Origin of the sequence: Bradyrhizobium sp. CCBAU 51753 (assembly GCF_015291565.1) — a bacterium.
GTDB lineage: Bacteria > Pseudomonadota > Alphaproteobacteria > Rhizobiales > Xanthobacteraceae > Bradyrhizobium > Bradyrhizobium ivorense.
Genome location: NZ_CP030037.1, coordinates 501,558 through 521,582, shown reverse-complemented (window position 1 = coordinate 521,582; position 20,025 = coordinate 501,558). Strand labels below are relative to the sequence as shown.

General features: G+C 65.9%; 16 protein-coding genes. 6 read left to right on the top strand and 10 right to left on the bottom strand.

What is annotated here, in order from left to right; all coding sequences use genetic code 11:
• Positions 1-88: 88 nt before the first annotated feature.
• Both XH93_RS02425 and XH93_RS02420 read right to left on the bottom strand, forming a co-directional pair.
• Positions 89-319: a DUF2783 domain-containing protein gene (locus XH93_RS02425; protein ID WP_194472251.1), complete on the bottom strand. Its 231-nt coding sequence runs from the start codon at positions 317-319 to the stop codon at positions 89-91.
• A 9-nt stretch (positions 320-328) separates the two neighbouring features.
• A complete protein-coding gene (locus tag XH93_RS02420; protein ID WP_194472250.1) occupies positions 329-1,957 on the bottom strand; it encodes an FAD-dependent oxidoreductase in 1,629 nt (542 codons plus the stop codon).
• Positions 1,958-2,150: 193 nt separating this feature from the next.
• Between XH93_RS02420 and XH93_RS02415 the strand changes: the two genes are divergently transcribed.
• Positions 2,151-2,681, top strand: a complete 531-nt coding sequence (locus XH93_RS02415; RefSeq protein WP_246799774.1) for a MarR family winged helix-turn-helix transcriptional regulator — start codon at positions 2,151-2,153, stop codon at positions 2,679-2,681.
• A 313-nt stretch (positions 2,682-2,994) separates the two neighbouring features.
• Here XH93_RS02415 and XH93_RS02410 read toward each other — a convergent pair whose 3' ends face one another.
• Positions 2,995-3,876, bottom strand: coding sequence for an NAD(P)-dependent oxidoreductase (locus tag XH93_RS02410; protein WP_194472248.1), 882 nt, complete (start codon positions 3,874-3,876; stop codon positions 2,995-2,997).
• Positions 3,877-3,929: 53 nt separating this feature from the next.
• Entirely contained in the window at positions 3,930-4,736 is an 807-nt protein-coding gene (locus XH93_RS02405; RefSeq protein ID WP_194472247.1) for an N-acyl homoserine lactonase family protein, read from the bottom strand.
• A 525-nt stretch (positions 4,737-5,261) separates the two neighbouring features.
• On the opposite strand from XH93_RS02405, the gene XH93_RS02400 reads away from it, so the two are divergent.
• The 4 genes from XH93_RS02400 to XH93_RS02385 all read left to right on the top strand — a co-directional run bounded on the left by XH93_RS02400 (position 5,262) and on the right by XH93_RS02385 (position 11,952).
• Positions 5,262-6,809, top strand: a complete 1,548-nt coding sequence (locus tag XH93_RS02400) for a caspase family protein (RefSeq protein WP_194472246.1) — start codon at positions 5,262-5,264, stop codon at positions 6,807-6,809.
• Positions 6,810-6,952: 143 nt separating this feature from the next.
• Positions 6,953-7,606: an OmpA family protein gene (locus tag XH93_RS02395; protein ID WP_194472245.1), complete on the top strand. Its 654-nt coding sequence runs from the start codon at positions 6,953-6,955 to the stop codon at positions 7,604-7,606.
• 269 nt (positions 7,607-7,875) lie between these two features.
• On the top strand, positions 7,876-8,793 hold the full coding sequence (locus XH93_RS02390; protein WP_194472244.1) for an efflux RND transporter periplasmic adaptor subunit: 918 nt from the start codon (positions 7,876-7,878) through the stop codon (positions 8,791-8,793).
• A gap of 12 nt (positions 8,794-8,805) precedes the next feature.
• The gene (locus XH93_RS02385; protein WP_194472243.1) at positions 8,806-11,952 is read left to right on the top strand and encodes an efflux RND transporter permease subunit; all 3,147 of its coding nucleotides are present in this window, start codon (positions 8,806-8,808) and stop codon (positions 11,950-11,952) included.
• A gap of 81 nt (positions 11,953-12,033) precedes the next feature.
• Here XH93_RS02385 and XH93_RS02380 read toward each other — a convergent pair whose 3' ends face one another.
• The 5 genes from XH93_RS02380 to XH93_RS02360 are packed head-to-tail and all read right to left on the bottom strand — an operon-like array spanning position 12,034 to position 17,803.
• A complete protein-coding gene (locus XH93_RS02380) occupies positions 12,034-12,669 on the bottom strand; it encodes a pyridoxamine 5'-phosphate oxidase family protein (protein ID WP_194472242.1) in 636 nt (211 codons plus the stop codon).
• A gap of 25 nt (positions 12,670-12,694) precedes the next feature.
• Positions 12,695-14,398 (bottom strand): ABC transporter ATP-binding protein, encoded by a 1,704-nt coding sequence (locus XH93_RS02375; RefSeq protein ID WP_194472241.1) that lies wholly within the window; start codon positions 14,396-14,398, stop codon positions 12,695-12,697.
• On the bottom strand, positions 14,395-15,228 hold the full coding sequence (locus XH93_RS02370; protein WP_194474960.1) for an ABC transporter permease: 834 nt from the start codon (positions 15,226-15,228) through the stop codon (positions 14,395-14,397). The genes XH93_RS02375 and XH93_RS02370 overlap by 4 nt, the downstream gene beginning before the upstream one ends.
• The gene (locus tag XH93_RS02365; RefSeq protein ID WP_194472240.1) at positions 15,228-16,229 is read right to left on the bottom strand and encodes an ABC transporter permease; all 1,002 of its coding nucleotides are present in this window, start codon (positions 16,227-16,229) and stop codon (positions 15,228-15,230) included. The genes XH93_RS02370 and XH93_RS02365 overlap by 1 nt, the downstream gene beginning before the upstream one ends.
• Positions 16,226-17,803, bottom strand: coding sequence for an ABC transporter substrate-binding protein (locus tag XH93_RS02360; protein WP_194472239.1), 1,578 nt, complete (start codon positions 17,801-17,803; stop codon positions 16,226-16,228). Before XH93_RS02360 ends, XH93_RS02365 begins: the two co-directional genes overlap by 4 nt.
• A 186-nt stretch (positions 17,804-17,989) precedes the next feature.
• Here XH93_RS02360 and XH93_RS02355 point away from each other — a divergent pair, with 186 nt between their 5' ends.
• Positions 17,990-18,850: a helix-turn-helix domain-containing protein gene (locus XH93_RS02355; RefSeq protein ID WP_194472238.1), complete on the top strand. Its 861-nt coding sequence runs from the start codon at positions 17,990-17,992 to the stop codon at positions 18,848-18,850.
• Between the two features lie 282 nt (positions 18,851-19,132).
• Here the strand turns inward: XH93_RS02355 and XH93_RS02350 are convergent, their stop codons facing one another.
• Positions 19,133-19,807 carry a Crp/Fnr family transcriptional regulator gene (locus tag XH93_RS02350; protein WP_139479905.1) on the bottom strand — a complete coding sequence of 225 codons (675 nt, stop codon included), beginning with the start codon at positions 19,805-19,807 and terminating at the stop codon, positions 19,133-19,135.
• Between the last annotated feature and the right edge of the window lie 218 nt (positions 19,808-20,025).

Below are 20,025 nucleotides of genomic sequence, written 5' to 3'. Positions count from 1 at the left end.
GAGGCGGCCTACGCCTCTCCCCGCAGGCGGGGCGAGGTGAAGTGGGGGCTGCGGCTCGATTTGATTCATCTTGTTCGTCTATTCGTGACTATTGCTGTTGTTGCTGTTGCTGCTGCTGGCTCGCGTCCGGCATCCGGCGCTTCGCCAGTGCGATCGCCTCGCGCAGCACGTCGATGTCGCCGATATGGTTGGCGAGCACCAGAACCAGCGCGGCGTCGAGATCGGCGCTTTGCGCATCCGTCAAGCCGCGATGCGCCTCGACGATGGCGCGGAAGGCGTCGTCGGGCTTTGCAAAGTTCGAACTGGTCGACAGCGCCATCGCCAAACCTCAATTCAGCCCGGATGCGCGCGCCAGCGCCGCATCGATGGCCGGCCGCTCGGCGTTGCGGAAGCGCGCCGCGACGTAGCCGTCCGGCCGCAGCAGATAGGCGGTGCCGGGCTTGGCGTCGTAGCGCTTGCCGGCAAAACCCTGCGCATCGACCAGGCCGCCTTCGCCACCAATCCGGATCGAGCCGACGCCCTCGGGCGCATCAACGGCGGCGCCATTGGAAAACTCCAGCAGGGTGAAGCGTGTTCCCTGTCTGATGAAGACGTCGGTCAGATAGGTGGAACCGCCGCCTTGCTCGATCAACGGCGCATCCGGCATCGAGGCGCCCGGCCGCGGGCCGCCGCGCCATTCGTCACGGTCACCACTCGACAGCGGCGTGTCATAGACCGACGGCACCGACAGACGGCCGCCATTGACCATGCGCTTGCCGAATTCGGTATCCTTGGCGAGCGACAGCACCGCCTCGCGCAGCCGCGCCTCCTGCCGCGTCACCGGTGCCATGAAATCGGTCGAGCGCGTCGATTCGCGGATGTTCTCGTCCGCCGCCGCGCTGCGCTCGATGTGATAGCTCTCCAAAAGCGCTTCCGGCGAGGCGCCGCGCAGCACGCGATCGAGCTTCCACGCCAGATTCTCGGCGTCCTCGAGCCCGGAATTGGCGCCGCGCGCGCCGAACGGCGAGACCTGGTGCGCGGAATCGCCGGCGAAGATTACCCTTCCGTGGATGAATTTTGCCATCCGCCGGCACTGGAACTTGTAGAGCGAGATCCATTCGAACTCGAACTTGTCGTGGCCGAGCATGCGCTCGATCCGCGGCCGCACATTCTCCGGCCGTTTCTCGGCGACCGGATCGGCATCCGGATTGAGCTGCAGGTCGATGCGCCAGATGTCGTCGGGCTGCTTGTGCAGCAGCGCCGAGCGTCCGGCATGGAACGGCGGATCGAACCAGAACCAGCGCTCGGTCGGGAACGCCGCGGTCATCTTGACGTCGGCGATCAAAAACTGGTCTTCGAACACCTGGCCCGCGAAGTCCGCACCGACCATCTGGCGCAGCGACGAGCGGGCGCCGTCGCAGGCGACGACGAAGCTGGCATGCACCTGGTAGGCGCCGTCGGGGGTTGCGATGGTCAGCGCGACGCCATCATTGCGGCTCTCCAGCGCGGTCACCTTGTTGCGCCAGCGCAGATCGATCTCGGGCAATTGCTCGACCCGATCGACCAGATAGGCTTCCGCGTAAAACTGCTGCAGGTTGATGAAGGCGGGCCGCTTGTGGCCCTCCTCAGGCAGCAGGTTGAATTGATAGAGCTGCGAGGCGCCGTGAAAAATCTTGCCGACGCTCCACACCACGCCCTTGTCGACCATGCGGTCGCCGACGCCGAGACGATCCCAGAACTCCAGCGAGCGCTTTGAGAAGCAGATCGCGCGCGAGCCTTCGCCGATTCGGTCGGCGTCGTCGAGCAGCACCACGCGCTGGCCGCGCTGCGCGAGATCGATCGCGAGCGACAGGCCGACCGGCCCCGCGCCGACCACCACAACCGGGTGCTCCGCCATATTGGCGCCCGTGCGGTCCTGATCGGGATGGCGGCGATAGCCGAACTGGGTTCTGGCCTGTGCCGTATTGGCGTCTGCCATGCGCGTGACCCTGGATGTTCCCGTGGCGCCGGCCGTCGGGTCCCGTGTGACAGTCTTCCTACCAAGACCTTGCGACCGGACCGCGACCTTGCTAAATTAGTCTCACTTGCAACTATCTTAAACTCCCAGTCGGGCTCGCCGTCAACTCAAATTGGAGAGATTCTTGGCAAGGACCACTGCTGGCCAGCCTCCGCTGCGGCCGCGCGCCGCGGTCGAGGCGGACCCGCGCGACGATGTCGCGGCGGGGAAAAAGCGCCTCGATCTCTTTCACTTCATACCGTTCCGGCTGAACCGGCTCGCCGCCGAGGTCTCCTCGGCGCTGTCGAGCGAGTATCAGGCGCGCTACGGCCTCGACATTCCGGAATGGCGCGTGCTCGCCACGCTCGGCTTTCGCAGCGATCCCTGCAGCGCGCAGTACATCGCGCACTGCACCCGCACGCATAAATCCACCATCAGCCGTGCCGTCTCGGCGCTGATGGAGCGCGAGATCGTCGAGCGCGTCGAGAACGAGGACGACCGCCGAGAATTCCGCCTGCGGCTGACCAAAAAAGGCCAGGCACTCTACGAGGAGCTGATTCCGCGCCTATTGCGCAAGGAGCAGGAGATTCTGTCCTGCCTCTCCGCCCAGGAACGCCGCGATCTCGCACGCCTGCTCGGCAAGGTCGAGCAGAGCCTCGAGCTGGTGCAGACCAGCGAGGAAGCCGACGCGAAGGAAGCGTATTAGGCGCAGGTGCTCCTACGCAATCCGTCATCCTGAGGTCCGTCATCCTGAGGTGCGAGCTCTTGCGAGCCTCGAAGGATGAATCGGCCCCGCTGGTGGCCGTCGACCCTTCGAGGGCCGCTGAAGAAGCGGCCACCTCAGGGTGACGGAGATGGAGTTGTGTTCGCTGCGCTGCTTCCTCCACCGTCATTGCGAGCCAACGGGTCGCGCGAACGCGCGCCCGATGACAGGCTCCGCGAAGCAATCCATGCATCCGCGCATGCAGGACGATGGATTGCTTCGTCGCTTCGCTCCTCGCAATGACGGCGGAGGGAATTTACGCCTTATCGATATGCTTCGCGATCACCGGGAAATAATTATCCTTCGATCCCTTGTCGATCGCCTCCTGCAGCACCGTCCCGATCAACTCGGCGCCGCGGATCTTGATCCCGGCATCTGCCGCCAGCTCCAGCGCGTAGGACAAATCCTTCAGCGCATATTCGGTCGAGAACGCGCGTTCCGGAAATACACCCGGCACGATCGCCTTCAGGCCGTGGTTGCGCAGCGCAAAGCTGTCCGCCGAGCCCTTCGACAGCGTCTCGAGCAACAGCTTCGGATCGACGCCATTGTGCTTCGCCACCGCGACGGCTTCGGCCAGCGCGTTCACGGTCTCGAATAGCACCATGTTGTTGAGGATTTTCGTCACCTGCCCGGCGCCGACATCGCCGCAATGGGTGACGTCGGTGGCGAAGCAGCGGATCAGCGGCTCGATCGCGGCATAGAGCGCCGGCGCCGCGCCGACCATCACGCTGAGCGTGCCGTCCTGCGCCGCCTGCCGCGTGCGCGCGATCGGCGCATCGGCCCACGCCGCGCCCTTGGCCTGCAATTGTCCGGCGAAATCGCGGGTCTGGCTGACCGAGGAGGTGCCGAGATCGACCACGACCTGGCCGCTCCTGATGTTGCGCAGGACGCCGTCGCCCTCGAACACGGCGCGGACGTGCTTGGCGCTGGGCAGGCACAGGAACAAGAGATCGCTTTGCCTGACGACGTCGGCGACCGACGCCGCCACCTCGGCGCCGTCGCCGCGCAGGCGCTGCAGCGGTTCGGCCGCAAGGTCGAACGCGATCACGCGCCTGCCGCTCTTCTTGACCAGGTTACGGCAGATCGGCTCGCCCATCACGCCGAGCCCGATGAAGCCGAGAGTGTTGTAGTCGGTCATATCGCTGCTTCTTCTTGACGTTTCTTGAAGGATCGGCGCCGCAAACGGCGCCGCTATTTCGCAAACGAGCGCGACGGCACGAGGTGCAGCGCGAACGCATCGACCTTGTCGCTGGCGCGCGGATAGATCTCGCTGACGATCGGATCGTGGCCGGGGATGAAGCGGTCCGGATGGCCGGCGAGTCGCTCGACGGTCTCCCAGCCCTGCGCCATGTCGCCGACATTGTAGACGATCGGAAACGGGCTGCGCTTGTGCAGGTTCGCGTAATAATGCGCGGCGTCGGAGGCCAGCACGACCGGTCCGCGCGCGGTCTCGACCCGCACCACCTGCAGGCCGTCGGAATGGCCGCCGACCCGGTGCACGGTGACGCCGGGCGCGACCTCGCCGTCGCCGGAATGGAAGGTGACGCGCTCGCCATATACATGGCGCACCATCTGGGTGACGTGCTCGACCGAAAATGGATGGCGCAGCATGCCGTTACACATGCAGCGGCCGGTCGCGTAGCTCATCTCGCGTTCCTGCAGATGGAAGCGGGCGTTCGGGAAGCGGTCGAGATTGCCGGCATGGTCATAGTGCAGGTGCGTGACGATGACGTCGCGGATCGCGTCGGCACTGACGCCAAAACCGGCCAGCGCATCGACCGGGTTGAGCGTCAGCTTGCGGGCACGCGCCTTGGCCTCCTCGGCGTTGAAGCCGGTATCGACCAAAATGTCGCGGCCGTGGCCGCGGACCAGCCAGACGAAATAATCCAGGTCCTGTGCGGTGGTGTCGTGCGGATCGGGCACCAGGAAATTGAGGTGCGGCGTGCGCGGCGACATCGTCGCATAGCGCAGGGCGTAGATCTCGTAGGCGTTTCCCATTGGTTTTGCTCTTTTTTGCAGGGGCTTTTGAATGGCTTGCCGTCCTGCACACAAAGCCATCGCCGCGCCCAAAGGTCAAACCATGGGGACCTGTGGCGCACGCATGACAGGGCAGGCCATCGCATGTGGCTAGCGGCCACGCCCGATGGCTCGTTATGCCCGGGCCTTGGGCGAGAGGCACTGCACGGCTTCGGAATAATGGAAGAATACCGGTGAGTTGCCCGACGTGTCAAGTCGCCGTGTGAACGCCGGCAGCCGCGGGCTACTTTGCATGGGGTTGTTTTTCGGCATTTTAGAGCGGTCACATGATCGGCCTGCCGAAAGGTGCATCATGACGGGCGCCACGCGCGCAACTGCTGCACCGCAGCCTCGCGCCAGTCGTTGCAATTTGCAGTGGTGCCACAGGCCGTTGACGCGGTTTTGCGGCGGTTTGATAATGGGTTTTCGCTAGAGTAAGGTCGCCGCGGCGCAAGCTGATACCGGCGCCATTTCATTTGGAATGCCGCGATCTGGATTGCCGCGATCATGAAAATCTGCCTCGCATTGCTCGCCACGCTGATTTTTTCGATCGCGTCGCCCGCGCCCTCCTTCGCGACCGGCGAGCGTTTCGCGCTTGTGATCGGCAACGCCAAATATCCGGACGCCGATGCGCCGCTGAAGGAGCCGATCAACGACGCGCGCGATGTCGCCGACGAGCTGAAGCGCGATGGCTTCGCCGTCGAGGTCGGCGAGAACCTGACCGGCGACGGCATGCGCCGCGCCTTCGACCGGCTCTACAGCAAGATCAAGCCGGGCTCGGTCGCGCTGATCTTTTTCTCCGGTTACGGCATCCAGTCGAACCGGCAGAGCTACATGATCCCGGTCGACGCCCAGATCTGGGCCGAGGCCGACGTTCGCCGCGACGGCTTCAGCCTCGAGACCGCGCTTGGCGAGATCAACAGCCGCGGCGCCGGGGTCAAGATCGCCCTGGTCGACGCCTCCCGACGTAACCCGTTCGAGCGCCGGTTCCGCAGCTTCTCGGCCGGCCTCGCCCCGGTCATCGCGCCGAATGGTACGCTGGTGATGTACTCGGCCGCGCTGTCGTCGGTGGTCTCGGACAATGGCAGCGATCACAGCCTGTTCGTGCGGGAACTCCTGAAGGAAATCCGCACCCCCGATTTGATGGCCGAGGAGACGCTGAACCGCACCCGGGTCGGCGTCACGCGGGCCTCGCGCCAGGAGCAGGTGCCGTGGATTTCATCATCGCTGGCCGAGGATTTCTCCTTCATCCCCGCCGGCGCGGCAAAGCCGTCGGGCACGGCTCCCGCGCCGGCCGCATCACCCTCGCCCGAGGTGGCGGCGGCACCGCCGGTTTCGCCTCCGCCGGCGCCGCCTCCCGCGACCACACCGCCCCCGGCGGCCGCGCCGACCCCGCCGCCGGTTGCGACGGCACCCGCAACGACGCCGCCCGCTACGCCAGCGCCCGCCTCGCCGCCGCCGAAGCCGCCCGAGGTCGTCCTGCCGCCACCCGCGGCTCCCCCGCCGGTGGTGATCCAGCCGACACCAACGCCGGCACCGAGCAATTCCCCGGTGCTGGCCGACGATCCGACCATCAAGAGCCTGAACGAGAAACTGGACAAGAACCCTGACGATGCGGCTGCGCTGTATCGCCGCGGCCAGGTCTTTGCCAGCAAGGGCGCCTACGATCTCGCGGTCAAGGACTTCACCAATTCGCTGCGGCTGAACCCGAAGGATGTCGAGGCCTATAACAACCGCTGCTGGGTCCGCACCGTGATCGGCGACCTGCAGGCGGCGCTGAAGGATTGCAACGAGGCGCTGCGGCTGCGCCCGAATTTCGTCGACGCGCTCGACAGCCGCGGGCTGATGAACCTGAAGAGCGGGCAGAACAAGAACGCCATCGCCGATTTCGACGCCGCGCTGAAGATCAACCCGCGGCTGACCTCCTCGCTATACGGACGCGGCCTCGCCAAGAAGCGCAACGGCTCGGTCGCGGAAGGCGATCTCGACATTGCCAATGCCAAGGCGATGGATCCCAACATCGTCAAGGAGTTCGCCGATTACGGCGTCCAGTGACAGGGGATTGCAGCCTGTCCGCTCCGGCCTTGAACCACGGGCGGAATCCGGCGACTAAGCAGCAGAGGGTGCCGGAGCCCATAGCCGGCCATCGATTTCAGCGTGATTTGGAACCGCGCCGACCGCGCGCAGAAGGGGCCGACATGTTCAAGCCGTCCGGAAAAGCCGCCATCCTTTCGATCGTGACCATCGGCGCCGCGCTGTCGCTTGGCATGGCGGCGGCCCGCGCCGGTGACAACGTCACCGAGGATCAGATCCTCAGGGCGCTGACGCCCGAGAAGAAGCCGCCGCTGACCCGCGGCCTATCGGTCGGCCCGCAGACCGCGCCCGGGCTGAACGCCGACCAGGCCAAATTCGTGCAGAGCGTCCGCGGCCGCGCCACCCGCTCGCTGTCCTCCGCCGAACGCGAGGAGATCGCGACCATCGTCAAGGACAAGCCGAAGATCGATCTCGAGATCAACTTCGACTACAACTCCGCCGATATCAGCGCGAAATCGCTGCCCTCGGTGCAGGCGCTCGGCCGCGCCCTGACCAACCCCGACTTGCAGGGCTCGACCTTCGTGGTCGCCGGCCACACCGATGCCGCCGGCGGCGAGGAATACAATCAGGGTCTTTCCGAGCGCCGCGCCGACGCCATCAAGCGCTATCTGGTCGACAAATACGGCATCAACGGCACCGATCTCGTCACCGTCGGCTATGGCAAGAGCAAGCTGAAGGACCCGGCCCAGCCGCTGGCGGAGGTCAACCGCCGCGTGCAGGTCGTGAACATGGAAAACAAGGCCACCGCCGCCAAATGATGGCAAGCGATGGGCCGTGGCATGCCGCGTTTTTGAGGTTACAATGCGTCCCGCACCCCGGCGGGGCGCATTTGCTTTTGGGCCGAGCCCGGAGGCAATTCCTGGTGACCCGCCGCACATGACGACAGAGCATGATCCGGGACAATGGCACCCGGGGTCCGCATGCTCAAAGCAACAAGGTGGCGAGCGGATGAGCCTTCGACGGGCGCTCATGGCGCGCCACGGTTCGGGATTAGAGTTCTGGATGCAAGTTCTGGATTGATGTGGCGATGAATTTCTCCCAGTACCTCAAGCCCGCGCTTGGAACCGTCGTCTTTATCGCTGTCGCGGTCGCCTATTACGCGTTCGAGCACCGCTCCCATCCGGAAGAGAAGGATACGCCGGGCCAGGCGCTGGTCGTGGTGACGAAGTCGACCAATGCCTGCTTCTCCGACATGGTCCGCGTGACCGGCTTCATCGTGCCGCGGCGCGAGGCGCAGGTGAACGTCGACCAGGAAGGCTCCAAGGTCACCGACGTGCTGGTCCGCGAGGGCGACACCGTCACCGAGAACCAGGAACTGGCGCGGCTCACGCCGCCGCCGCAGCAGGCCGCCCAGGGTAACGCCAAGCCGATTTCGCTGCGCGCGCCGGCGGCCGGCCTCGTCACCGAGGTGCGCACCGCAGCCGGCGCGCCGGCCTCCCCGCAGGCGCCCCCGATGTTCAAGATCTCGATCGGCAACGAGATCGAGCTCGACGCCGAGGTGCCGGGCTTCCAGCTTTTAAAACTCAATCCCGGCGCCACGGTACGCATCAGCCGCGACGATGCGCCCGACATGGTCGGCAAGGTGCGCCAGATCTCGCCGCAGATCGACCGCACCACGCAGCTCGGCCACGTCCGCATCTCCCTGAACAACAACCCGACGCTCAAGGTCGGGATGTTCGCGCGCGCCAATATCGACGCCAAGCGCTCCTGCGGCGTCGCGGTGCCGCGCACCGCGATCGACCGCCTGACCCTGCAGGTCGTGAAGGGCAACACGGTCGAGACGCGCCGGGTGCGCGTCGGGCTGACCTCGGACACCTCGACCGAAATCCTTGAAGGCCTCGACGTCGGCGAAATCGTCGTGGCCGACGCTGGCACCTCGCTGCATGACGGCGACCAGATCAGGACCATGTTCGCCGACGAACTCGATCGCACTCGGTCACGGTAATCGGACACACCAATGGCTTTGAACATTTCGGCATGGTCGATCCGGAACCCGCTTCCCTCGATCGTCTTCTCGATCATCCTGCTGGTGCTGGGCTGGGTCTCCTTCACCAAGCTCGCGGTGACGCGGCTGCCGAGCGCCGACATCCCGGTGATCTCGGTCGCGGTCTCGCAGTTCGGCGCCGCGCCGTCGGAACTTGAATCGCAGGTCACCAAGACCATCGAGGACGGCGTCTCCGGCGTCGAGGGCGTGCGCCATATCTCGTCCTCGATCACCGACGGCCTTTCGGTCACCACCATCCAGTTCGCGCTGGAGACCAACACCGACCGCGCGCTCAACGACGTCAAGGACGCCGTGACCCGGGTGCGCGCCAACCTGCCGCAGAACGTCACCGAGCCGCTGATCCAGCGCGTCGACGTGATCGGCCTGCCGATCGTGACCTATGCCGCGATCTCGCCCGGCAAGACGCCGGAGCAGCTGTCCTATTTCGTCGACGACGTGGTCAAGCGCGCGCTGCAGGGCGTGCGCGGCGTCGCCCAGGTCGAGCGCATCGGCGGTGTCGAGCGCGAGATCCTGGTCTCGCTCGATCCCGACAAGCTGCAGGCGATGGGGCTCACCGCGGTCAATGTCAGCCAGATCCTGCGCGGCACCAATGTCGACGTCGCCGGCGGCCGCGCCGGGATCGGCAAGAACGAACAGGCGATCCGTACGCTGGCCGGCGCCAAGACGCTGAACGAGCTCGCCGGCACCATGATCCCGCTGTTCGGCGGCGGCGAGGTCCGGCTCGACGATCTCGGCACCGTCACCGACACCATCGCCGACCGCCGCACCTTCGCCCGCTTCAACGGCGAGCCGGTGGTAGCGCTCGGCATCAAGCGCTCCAAGGGCGCCAGCGACGTGGTGGTCGCAGCCGCGGTGCAGAAGCGGATCGAGGCGCTGAAGGCGGCCTATCCCGACGTCGACCTCAAGCTGATCGACACCTCGGTCGAGTTCACCAAGGGCAATTACGAGGCCGCGATCTCCACCCTGTTCGAGGGCGCGATCCTCGCCGTCATCATCGTGCTCTTGTTCCTGCGCGACATCAGGGCGACGATCATCGCCGCGGTGTCGCTGCCGCTGTCGATCTTCCCGGCGTTCTGGGCGATGGACCTGCTCGGCTTCTCGCTTAACCTGGTCTCCTTCCTCGCCATCACGCTGTCGACCGGCATCCTGGTCGACGACGCCATCGTCGAGATCGAGAACATCGTCCGCCACATGCGGATGGGCAAGACGCCCTACCGTGCCGCGCTCGAAGCCGCCGACGAGATCGGCCTCGCGGTGATCGCGATCTCGCTCACCATCATCGCGATCTTCGCGCCGGCGAGCTTCATGTCCGGCATCGCCGGGCAGTTCTTCAAGCAATTCGGCATCACCGTGTCGGTGCAGGTGTTCTTCTCGCTGCTCGCCGCGCGCTTCGTGACGCCGGTGCTCGCGGCGTATTTCCTCAAGCACCATGACCACGACGATCCGCCGCCCGGCCGCATCCTGCGCGGCTATCACAGCCTCGTCACCTGGTCGGTGAAGCACCACTACGTCACCGTGCTGATCGGCTTTGCGGTATTCGCCGCGTCGATCTGGAGCATCACGCTGTTGCCGCAGGGCTTCCTGCCGGCGCAGGACACCGCGCGCTCGCTGCTGGCGATGGAGCTGCCGCCCGGCTCGCAGCTTGCCTATACCGAGAAGGTCACCGAGGAGATCGTGGCGCGGCTGCGCAAGCGGCCCGAGGTGAAGAGCGTGTTCGTCGACGGCGGCCGCGTGCCGCCCGGCACGCAGGAGGTCCGCCGCGCCGCGCTAATCATCAACTACACGCCGAAGGCCGACCGCAAGATCACCCAGCGCGCACTCGAGCTCTCGATCAGCAAGGAGCTCGAGAACGTCCCTGACATCCGCTACTGGTTCCTCGACGAGAACGGCCTGCGCGCGATCTCGCTGGTGGTCACCGGCACCGACAGCAACATCGTCAACAACGTCGCCAGCGAGCTGGCGACGCAGATGAAGCGGATTCCGATCATCGCCAACGTGATCTCGGAAACCGCGCTCGACCGCCCCGAGCTCCGCATCCGCCCGCGTGCCGAACTTGCGGCGCGGCTCGGCGTCTCGACCGAAAGCCTGTCGCAGACCATCCGCGTCGCCACCATCGGCGACGTCGGCCCGGCGCTGGCGAAGTTCGACGCCGGCGACCGCCAGGTGCCGATCCGGGTCCAGCTCGAGGACAGCGCGCGCAGCGACCTGCAGATGCTGGAGCAGTTGCGGGTGCCGCTCGGCCAGCGCGGCGAACGCGGCGGCGTGCCGCTCTCCGTCGTCGCCGACATCCAGCTCGACCAGGGACCGACCAGCATCAACCGCTACGACCGCGAGCGGCAGGCCACCGTCGCCGCCGACCTCGTCGGTACCGCCGCGCTCGGCGACGCCACCAAGCTGATCTACGACCTGCCGGTGATGAAGAGCCTGCCCAAGGGCGTGAAGGTCTCACCGTCCGGCGACGCCGAAAGCCTTGCCGAACTGTCGGACGGCTTTGCCACCGCGATCACCGCCGGCCTCATGATGGTCTATGCGGTGCTGGTGCTGCTGTTCGGCACCTTCCTGCAGCCGATCACCATCCTGTTCTCGCTGCCGCTGTCGATCGGCGGCGCAATCGGCGCGCTGCTGCTCACCGGCAAGCAGCTCACCACGCCGGTGTGGATCGGCATCCTGATGCTGATGGGCATCGTCACCAAGAACGCCATCATGCTGGTGGAGTTCGCCATCGAGGCGATCCGCGGCGGCAAGACCCGCGAGGACGCGATGATCGACGCCGGCATGAAGCGCGCGCGTCCGATCGTGATGACCACGATCGCGATGGTCGCGGGCATGATGCCGTCGGCGCTCGCATTCGGCGCGGGCGGCGAATTCCGCTCGCCGATGGCGCTCGCGGTGATCGGCGGCCTGCTGTTCTCGACGGTGCTGTCGCTGGTGTTCGTGCCGGCGATGTTCATGGTGATGGACGACATCGGCAATCTGTTCTGGCGCTTCGGCAGGCGCCTCGTGGTCTCGCACGCCGACCACGAGCTGACGCCGAACGAACAGCATGGCCGGCCATCGGCCAAGGGCCCGCCGTCGACAATGTCACCTGCGGCGGAGTGAGCCGGAGGCGCGCGCGATCGCCGCGGCCGCGCAGGGCGGCGCGGCTCCCAGGTATTCAGCGACGAATTCGCGGGATCAAGCTCAGTACAGCCTGGTGCGATAGGCCTCTTCCATCGTCTTCTCGGCGACCTCGACCTCGATCGCGGCGGTCTGCTCGGCGATGATCCGGCCAAGCGTCGGAAAACTGCTGCGCTCGACCTGCGAGGCGGGATTCCAGAGCTTCGAGCGCATCAGCGCCTTGCCGCAATGGAAGTAGATTTCATCGACATGCACCTTGAGGCCGATGACCGGCGTGACGTTCTGCACCGTCAGCGGCGTCAGCAGATCTGCCTCCTGCGAGATTTCGGCCCGCCCGTTGACGCGCAGCGTCTCGTTGATGCCGGGCACCATGAAGATCAGGCCGATTCCCGGCGAGGCCAGGATGTTGGCGAACGTATCGACCCGGTTGTTGCCGCGGCGGTCCGGGATCAGCAGCGTCTTGTCGTCGATCACGGCAACGAAGCCCGGCGCGTCGCCGCGCGGGCTGGCGTCGGCGTGGCCCTTGCCGTCGCTGGAGGCGATGACGAGGAACGGCGACAGCGCGATGAAGTCGCGGCAGAACTTGTCGAGGTGGTGGAGGACCTTCTTCTCCGCCAGCGGGCTGACTTGCCCGAAATGCGTGCGCAGATCGTCCTGCGACCTGACCGGCGGCCTGCCGCCCGCGACATGTTCGTTCATAGCGCGCCTCCCTGGTGTTATCGGTCTACATCTTCAGCGCGTCGCGCCGGACGCGGTCGTCGAATTCGGATGCATTGCCGGCCGCGAAGCCGGGCTGATCGAAGAACGCGCGGCCGGGGATCGCGTCGAGCAGGTCGCGAGTATAGGCCTGGCGCGGCGCGGTGAAAACCTCGGCGGTCGAGCCCTCCTCGACGATGCGTCCCTTCTGCAGGACGATGACGCGGTCGGCGATCTCGGCGGCGATGCGCAGATCGTGGGTGATGAAGATCATGGCGAGGCGCATCTCCTGGCGCAGTTCGGCCAGCAGCGCCAGCACCTGCGCCTGCACCGAGACGTCGAGCGCCGACACCGCCTCGTCGGCGATCAGGACCCGCGGCTTGAGCGCGAGCGCCCGCGCGATACAGATGCGCTGGCGCTGGCCGCCGGAGAATTCGTGCGGATAGCGATCCGCTGTGGTTTCAGACAATCCGACCCGCACCAGCAGCCGTTTCGCCAGCGCCATCGCGTCGGTGCGGGACATGCCATAGGCCATCGGCCCACGCGCGATGGCGTCGCCGACCTTCTGGCGGGGATCGAGGCTCGCGAACGGATCTTGGAACACGATCTGGAGCTGCCGCCGGGCCTGGCGCAGCGCTTCGCCGCGCAGCTGCCGGAGATCGGCGCCGCCAAAGCGGATGGCGCCGGCGTCGGGCTCGGTGAGCCGCATGATCATGCGCCCGAGCGTCGACTTGCCCGAGCCGGATTCGCCGACCACCGCAAGCGTCTCGCCCTCGTGCAGCGTCAGCGAAACGCCGTCGGCGGCAACCACCTCGCGCACCGGCTGCAGCCAGCCGCGCTTGACCCGAAAAGTCTTCTGCAACCCGACGACCTCGAGCAGCGGTTCGGGGCGGGCGATGGTGCCATGAATGTCGGCGAGGCGCGCCTTCGGCACCGCATCGATCAGTTCGCGGGTGTAGGCCGCCTTGGGATTGCGGAGCACCTCGCTGGCGGGGCCCTGCTCGACCACCTTGCCGTGGCGCAGCACCACGACGCGGTCGGCGACATCGGCGACGACGCCGAAATCATGGGTGATCAGCAGGACGCCCATGCCGCGCTCGCGCCTGAGGTCCCCGATCAGGCGCAGGATCTGGCGCTGGGTCGTGACATCGAGCGCGGTGGTCGGCTCGTCGGCGATCAGGAGCGCGGGCCGGTTGGCCATCGCCATCGCGATCATCACGCGCTGGCGCTGGCCGCCGGAAAGCTCGAACGGAAAACTTCGTTCCAGCAGTTGCGGATTCGGCAGGCCAACCTGCGTCAGCAGCGTCTGGACACGCGCCTGGACCTCGGCCGCCGGCGGCACCGGCTGCTGGTGGGCGAGAATCATCTCCTCGATCTGCTTGCCGACGCGCTTGAGCGGATTGAGCGAGGACAGCGGCTCCTGGAAAATCATCGCGGCCTTGCCGCCGCGCAGCCTCCGCAGTCCACGGCCGTCGAGTTGCGATGGATTCTCTCCCGCAACCGTCACGGCGCCGGCCACGATGCCGACGCCCCGCGGCAGCAGCGACAGCACCGCGTGGGCGATCATCGATTTGCCGGAACCGGACTCGCCGACCAGGCAGACCACCTCGTTCCGCTTGATCGCGAAGGAGACGTTCTCGACCGCGAGCTCGCGATCGCCGCCCTTGGGCAGCGCAATCGAAAGGCTCTCGACCGCAAGCACCGGCGTGTCGATCTGCGCGGCTTCACTCATGACCGGCGCCTCGAGACGCGCGGATTCAGGACATCGGACAGTCCCTCGCCAAACAGGTTGATCGCCAGCACAGTGATCAGGATGGCGAGCCCGGGAAACACGCTCATCCACCAGGCGTTGCGGATCACAGTGCGTCCCGCGCCGATCATGAATCCCCAGGACATCAGATTCGGATCACCGAGGCCCATGAAGGACAACGCGCTTTCCAGCAGGATCGCGGTCGCGACCGTCAGTGACGTGACCACCAGGATCGGCGAGATCGCGTTCGGCAGGATGTGGCCGAGCACGATGCGCCAGGTGCGCTCGCCCTGGCACAGCGCCGCCTCGACGAATTCACGGTGCCGCAGGCGGAGGAATTCGGCGCGGGTGAGCCGCGCCAGCGGCGGCCAGCTCACGGCGCCGATCGTCAGGATGATCGTCAGCAGCGACGGATTGAAGGTCGCGACCAGCAGGATCGCCAGCACGAAGGCCGGAATGGTCTGGAACAGTTCCGTCATCCGCATCAGCACCAAATCGACCTTGCCGCCGAAATAGCCCGACATCGCGCCGATGACGACGCCGATCGCCATCGCGGCAAGCGCGGACGCGATGCCGATCAGCAGCGAGACGCGGGCCCCGTAGGCGACGCCCGCCGCGACGTCGCGGCCGAGCGTATCGCCGCCGAGCCACAACCCGTCCTCGCCGGGCGGCGTGAACGGCGCGCCGACCATCTCCCAGGGCGAGACCGGAAACAGCTTCGGCGCGATGATCGCGACGATGACGATGACGAGCAGCAGCACCAGCCCGATCATTCCGCTCGGATGGCGCAGGAAGGCGCGCACGGTGTCCATCATGCCGCCCCCGTGGTCATGCGCGGATCGATCAGGCGGTAGACCAGGTCGGTCAGGAGATTGAGCGCGATCACCACGATCGACAGGATCAGGAAGATCCCGAGCAGGACGGGATAGTCCCGCTGCAGCAGCGCCTCGAAGGTGAGGCGGCCGAGTCCGGGCCAGGCAAACACCGTCTCGATGACGACGGCACCGCCGACCAGCGCACCAGCCTGCATGCCGGCGACGGTAACAACCGGTACCAGCGCATTGCGCAGCATGTGGCCGACGACGATACGCGGGCCGGACAAACCCTTGGCGCGCGCGGTCTTGATGAAATCCTGCTGGGCGACCTCGATGATCGAGGAACGCATCAGCCGGGCATAGATCGCCAGATAGATCGCCGCCAGTGAGGTGACCGGCATGATCATGTGCTTCACGATGTCGAGCGCATGTTGAAGCGGCGAGAGCTGGACATTGATGGTCTCGTAGCCGAACGGCGGCAGCCAGCCGAGCGTGACCGAGAACACCAGCACCAGCATCAGGCCGAGCCAGAACACCGGCGTCGCATAGAGCACGAGCGAGAGCACGGTGAACACCGTATCGAGCACGCTGCCGGCCGCGAGCCCCGCCAATGCGCCGAGCGTCGTGCCGATCAGGAGTGCCAGACAGAACGCCGTCACGGTCAACAGCAGCGTCGCCGGGAGCCGCTCGAGGATGAGGTCGACGACGGGCCTGCGCTGGCGATAGGAGTAGCCGAGATCGAGCTTGATGACACGGCCGAGATGGCTGGCAAGCTGCACGAGATACGGCTTGTCGAGGCCATACTCCTTGCGCAGATCGTCCAGCAGTTTTGGATCGGCGGCGCCCGATTGCCCGGCCATCACCTGGGCCGGATCGCCGGGCGCAGCCCGCACCAGCACGAAATTGAACGTCGCAATGACGAGGATCACGGCGACCAGCTGGGCGATGCGGCTGATCGCCTGCAGCCCGACGGCGGCGAGGCTCCCGAGCCGGATCACGATTTGTAGACCGACCCGAAGGTTTCGTGCGAACCGATGCCGGTCGTCACGATGTTCCTGAACGCCTTGTCGTAGATGATCGGATATTCGATCTCGAGCGTCCAGGCCACCGGTACATCCTCGACAAGGATCTGCTGCACCTTGGTATAGAGCTCCTGGCGCTTGGCGTCATCGAGCGAAACTGCGGCCTCCTCGAACAGCTTGTCGACCTCGGGGTTCGAATAGCCCTGGGTATTCGAGAACAGGATGCCCTTCTTGATGTTCGACGAAATGTAGGTGCGGGCGACGCCGAGCGCAGGATCGCCGAGCTGGTAGAGCAGGTTCTGGGTCATCTCGTAGTCCCAGTTGCCGACCTTCTCGGCCCAGCCGGCCATGTCGGTGCCGACCAGCACGAGGTCGATGCCGGCGCGAGCAAAGCTCTGGCGGAAGAATTCACCGGAGCGCTGATAGACCTCGCCATAGGGCGGCACGAGGTACTTGATCTCGGCCCGCTTGCCGTTGGCGCCAGGCTTCAATCCCATGTCGTCGAGCAGGGCCTTCGCCTTGTCGACCGAGAATTCGTAACGCTTCACGTTCGGATCGTAGAACCGCGTCTTCGACGAGATGGGGCCGGTCGCCACCTTGGCGTTGCCGAAATAGACGCGCTTGTTGAACGCGTCGCGATCGATCAGGTGCATCACCGCCTGCCGGAACCGCTTGTCGTTCATCGGCGCGACCCGGTTGTTCATCTCGAGCCATTGATGCGGAGCGAAATACTCGTAGCCCTTGGTGGTGAATTCGAGATTCTGCTGTGTCTTGAAGCGCTGCACGTCGAAGAATTCGACGTCGGACCACTGCACGAGCTGGACCGTACCGTTTTCGAGCGCGAGCGCCCGCGACGCTGCATCCGGGATCACGCGGTAGACGATTTCGTCGAGATAGGGCTGGTCCTTCAGATAGTAGCCGTCGTAGCGAACGAGGTGAACATGCGAGCCGCGCACCCACTCCTTGAGCTTGAAGGGGCCGGTGCCGATCGCCTTGTCGTTCATCGGGTTCTTGCGATAGTCGGTGCCCTCATAGATGTGTTTCGGCACGATCGGGGCCGACGTGCAGTCGAAACAGCCGATGAAGGGCGCGAACGGCTGCTTCAATTTGAACACGACGGTAAGCGGATCAGGCGCTTCGGCCGACGCGACGCGCGCAAAATTCTGCCGGGCGCGCGGATGCGTTTCCGTCAGCACCTTCATGCAGCTGAACACCACGTCCTCAGAGGTCATCGGCGTGCCGTCGTGAAAGGTGATGCCGGGAAACAGCTTGAAGGTGTAGGTGAGGCCGTCGGGCGCGATCTCCCAGGACTGCGCCATCCCGGGCATCGGCTTGAGATCGGCGCCGTATTTCAGCAGGCCCTCATAGATTTTGCCGCCAAGCGTCAGCGTCGGCTGCTGCTGGTTGAATGCGGTCACCAGGATCGGCGGCTCGGGCTGGATGATCGTATTGAGCGTTCCACCGCGGGTCTGGCCCGCCGCCCGCGTGATACCGAACGGGATCGCCGCGCCGGCGGCCAGCATGGCCATGGTGAATTCGCGTCTGTTCATCGGACCTCTCCGTCTGCGCGCGTCAGACATTCGATTTCGGCGAATGTCGCGGGCTGGGCGATTGTTGCCAAACCGTCTGCCCCGCGCTACCTGAACGGGGACAGCGACCATCGCGATTGGGCCAACTGGCCCGGAAGATGCATGAGCACCCTGCGAAAAACGCGATGGATCAGGAGCTCACGACAGTTGAAAGTCGCAGCGCGACGACATGACGCCGTCAGCGTGCGCGTCGGCAGCAAGCAATCCGGTCCGGTGGCCGCGGCGCACTATGCCGGACAGCTGCAGCAGGTGGAGCGGCCGGTCGGGGCCATGGCGGCCACCTATCCGAATGAGAGCACGAGCGCGCGTCACGCGCATCGGCGCGACCAGTTCATCCTGCAGATGGCGGGCGTCACCTCGATGATGACCGAGCGCGGCCATTTCGTCGTGCCGCCCGGCCACGGTCTGTGGATTCCCGCCGGCGTCGTGCACCAGTCGCGCGCATGGGGCGAGGTTGAAATCCAGACGATCTATGTCACGCCGCATCAGGTGACGAACGCACCGGCAACCTGCCGCCTGGTCAAGGTCTCCCCGCTGGTTGAGGCGCTGATGGACGAAGCGGTGCGCATGCCGACGCGCTACGATCCGGATGGGCGCGACGGCCGGCTGGTCGAATTCCTGCTCGACGAGATCGGCGGCATGCCCGAGGTGTCGCTCCATGTGCAGATGCCGCCCGATCCGCGGCTCGCCGCGATCTGCGAGGCGGTGCTGGTCGACCCGAGTTCCGATCTCACGCTGGACGAATGGGCCGATCGCTGCCGGCTCAGCCGACGGACATTGACGCGTCTGTTCCGGCGCGAGACCGGACAGAGCTTCTCGGCCTGGCGTCAGCGCGTGCGGCTTCTCGAGGCGCTGGCGCGGCTCGGTGCCGGCGAGGCCGTGACCTGCGTCGCCCTCGATGTCGGCTATGACAGTCCGAGCGCCTTCGCTGCAATGTTCAAGCGCGAACTTGGCGCCGCGCCGCGGCAGTATCTGCGATGGGCCGATCCGGAGATCGTGCTGCGGTAGGTCCGTCCCTGTTGCGCGCGGAATTGAGGCCGTTCCCGCGCAGTGCTTCACACGCACCGTCACAACGCAAAACCCCTGCGGTCAACGGGAAAGACCGCAGGGGTTTGCAGGTGGATGGCGTGAGGCCAGCAAGGCTGGGGCTCACCCCAAGAACCGGCATGCGCGATCAAAGCGAGCGCGGCCTGTTCCCGCAAGCAAGTCTTTTAGGCAGCCGCGGCGCGGACATGCGCCAGCGATGCGCGCGAGACAGTTCGATCTTCTCGCGCGTTGCGGGCGGGGCGGCTAGTCGTTGCGCGCCACCGCGGTCAGCTTGGGCATGTTGTGCAGCAGGATGCGCCCGCGCTGCAGATCGAGAATGCCGTCCCTGCGCCAGCTCTGCAGCTGCCGGTTGACGCTCTCGCGCGCGGCGCCGACGAAGATGCCGAGCTGTTCCTGCGAGATGTGCACCTCGGAACCGAAATCCTCGGCCAGCGCGCACAGCCGCCGCGCCAGTCGCACCGGCAGCGGCTGCAGCACGGATTCCTCCATCCGCTCGCTCTGCCAGCGGATGCGCTGGCACAGCAACGCGATCAGCTTGACCGCAACCTTCGGCTCACGCTCGAGGAAGCCGAGAAAATCCTCCCGCCGCAGCACGAACAGTTCGCTGGCTTCGCCCGCAGCCGCATCCGCGGTGCGGTCCTGGCCATCGAGCACCGCGACCTCACCGAAGAGATCGCCGGGCCCCATGAAGTTCAGTGTCAGCCGGCTGCCGTCGGAGGCACCGGTTTCGATGCGGATCTGGCCGCGGCGGACGCCGAACAGCGCATCGCCGGGATCGCCCTTCTGGAACAGCACCTCGCCGGAATTGAGCTGCTGAGTGTGGCAGAGGCCCGAAAGCCGCTGCAATTCGTCCGCGCCAAGGTCCGCGAACATCGGGTTCATCTTCAGAATGACCGCAAATTCGGCCTGTTTGCTCATTTTGTTGTGCCTTCCAAATCAATCCGAGCGGTCCCCGCTAGCCGGTTAGCAAAATTCACCCTCATGGAAGTGTGTCTGAGATCACATAAGTTCATGCCAGGAGCTGATTATTTTTCCAGGCGTTGGAGCAGGGTCCCATTTGCGGGATAATCGTGCGCGATCGGCCACCCTTGCCCGGGGCCGGACCGCTCTGACGCCGCTTGCCCGGCCGGGAACGA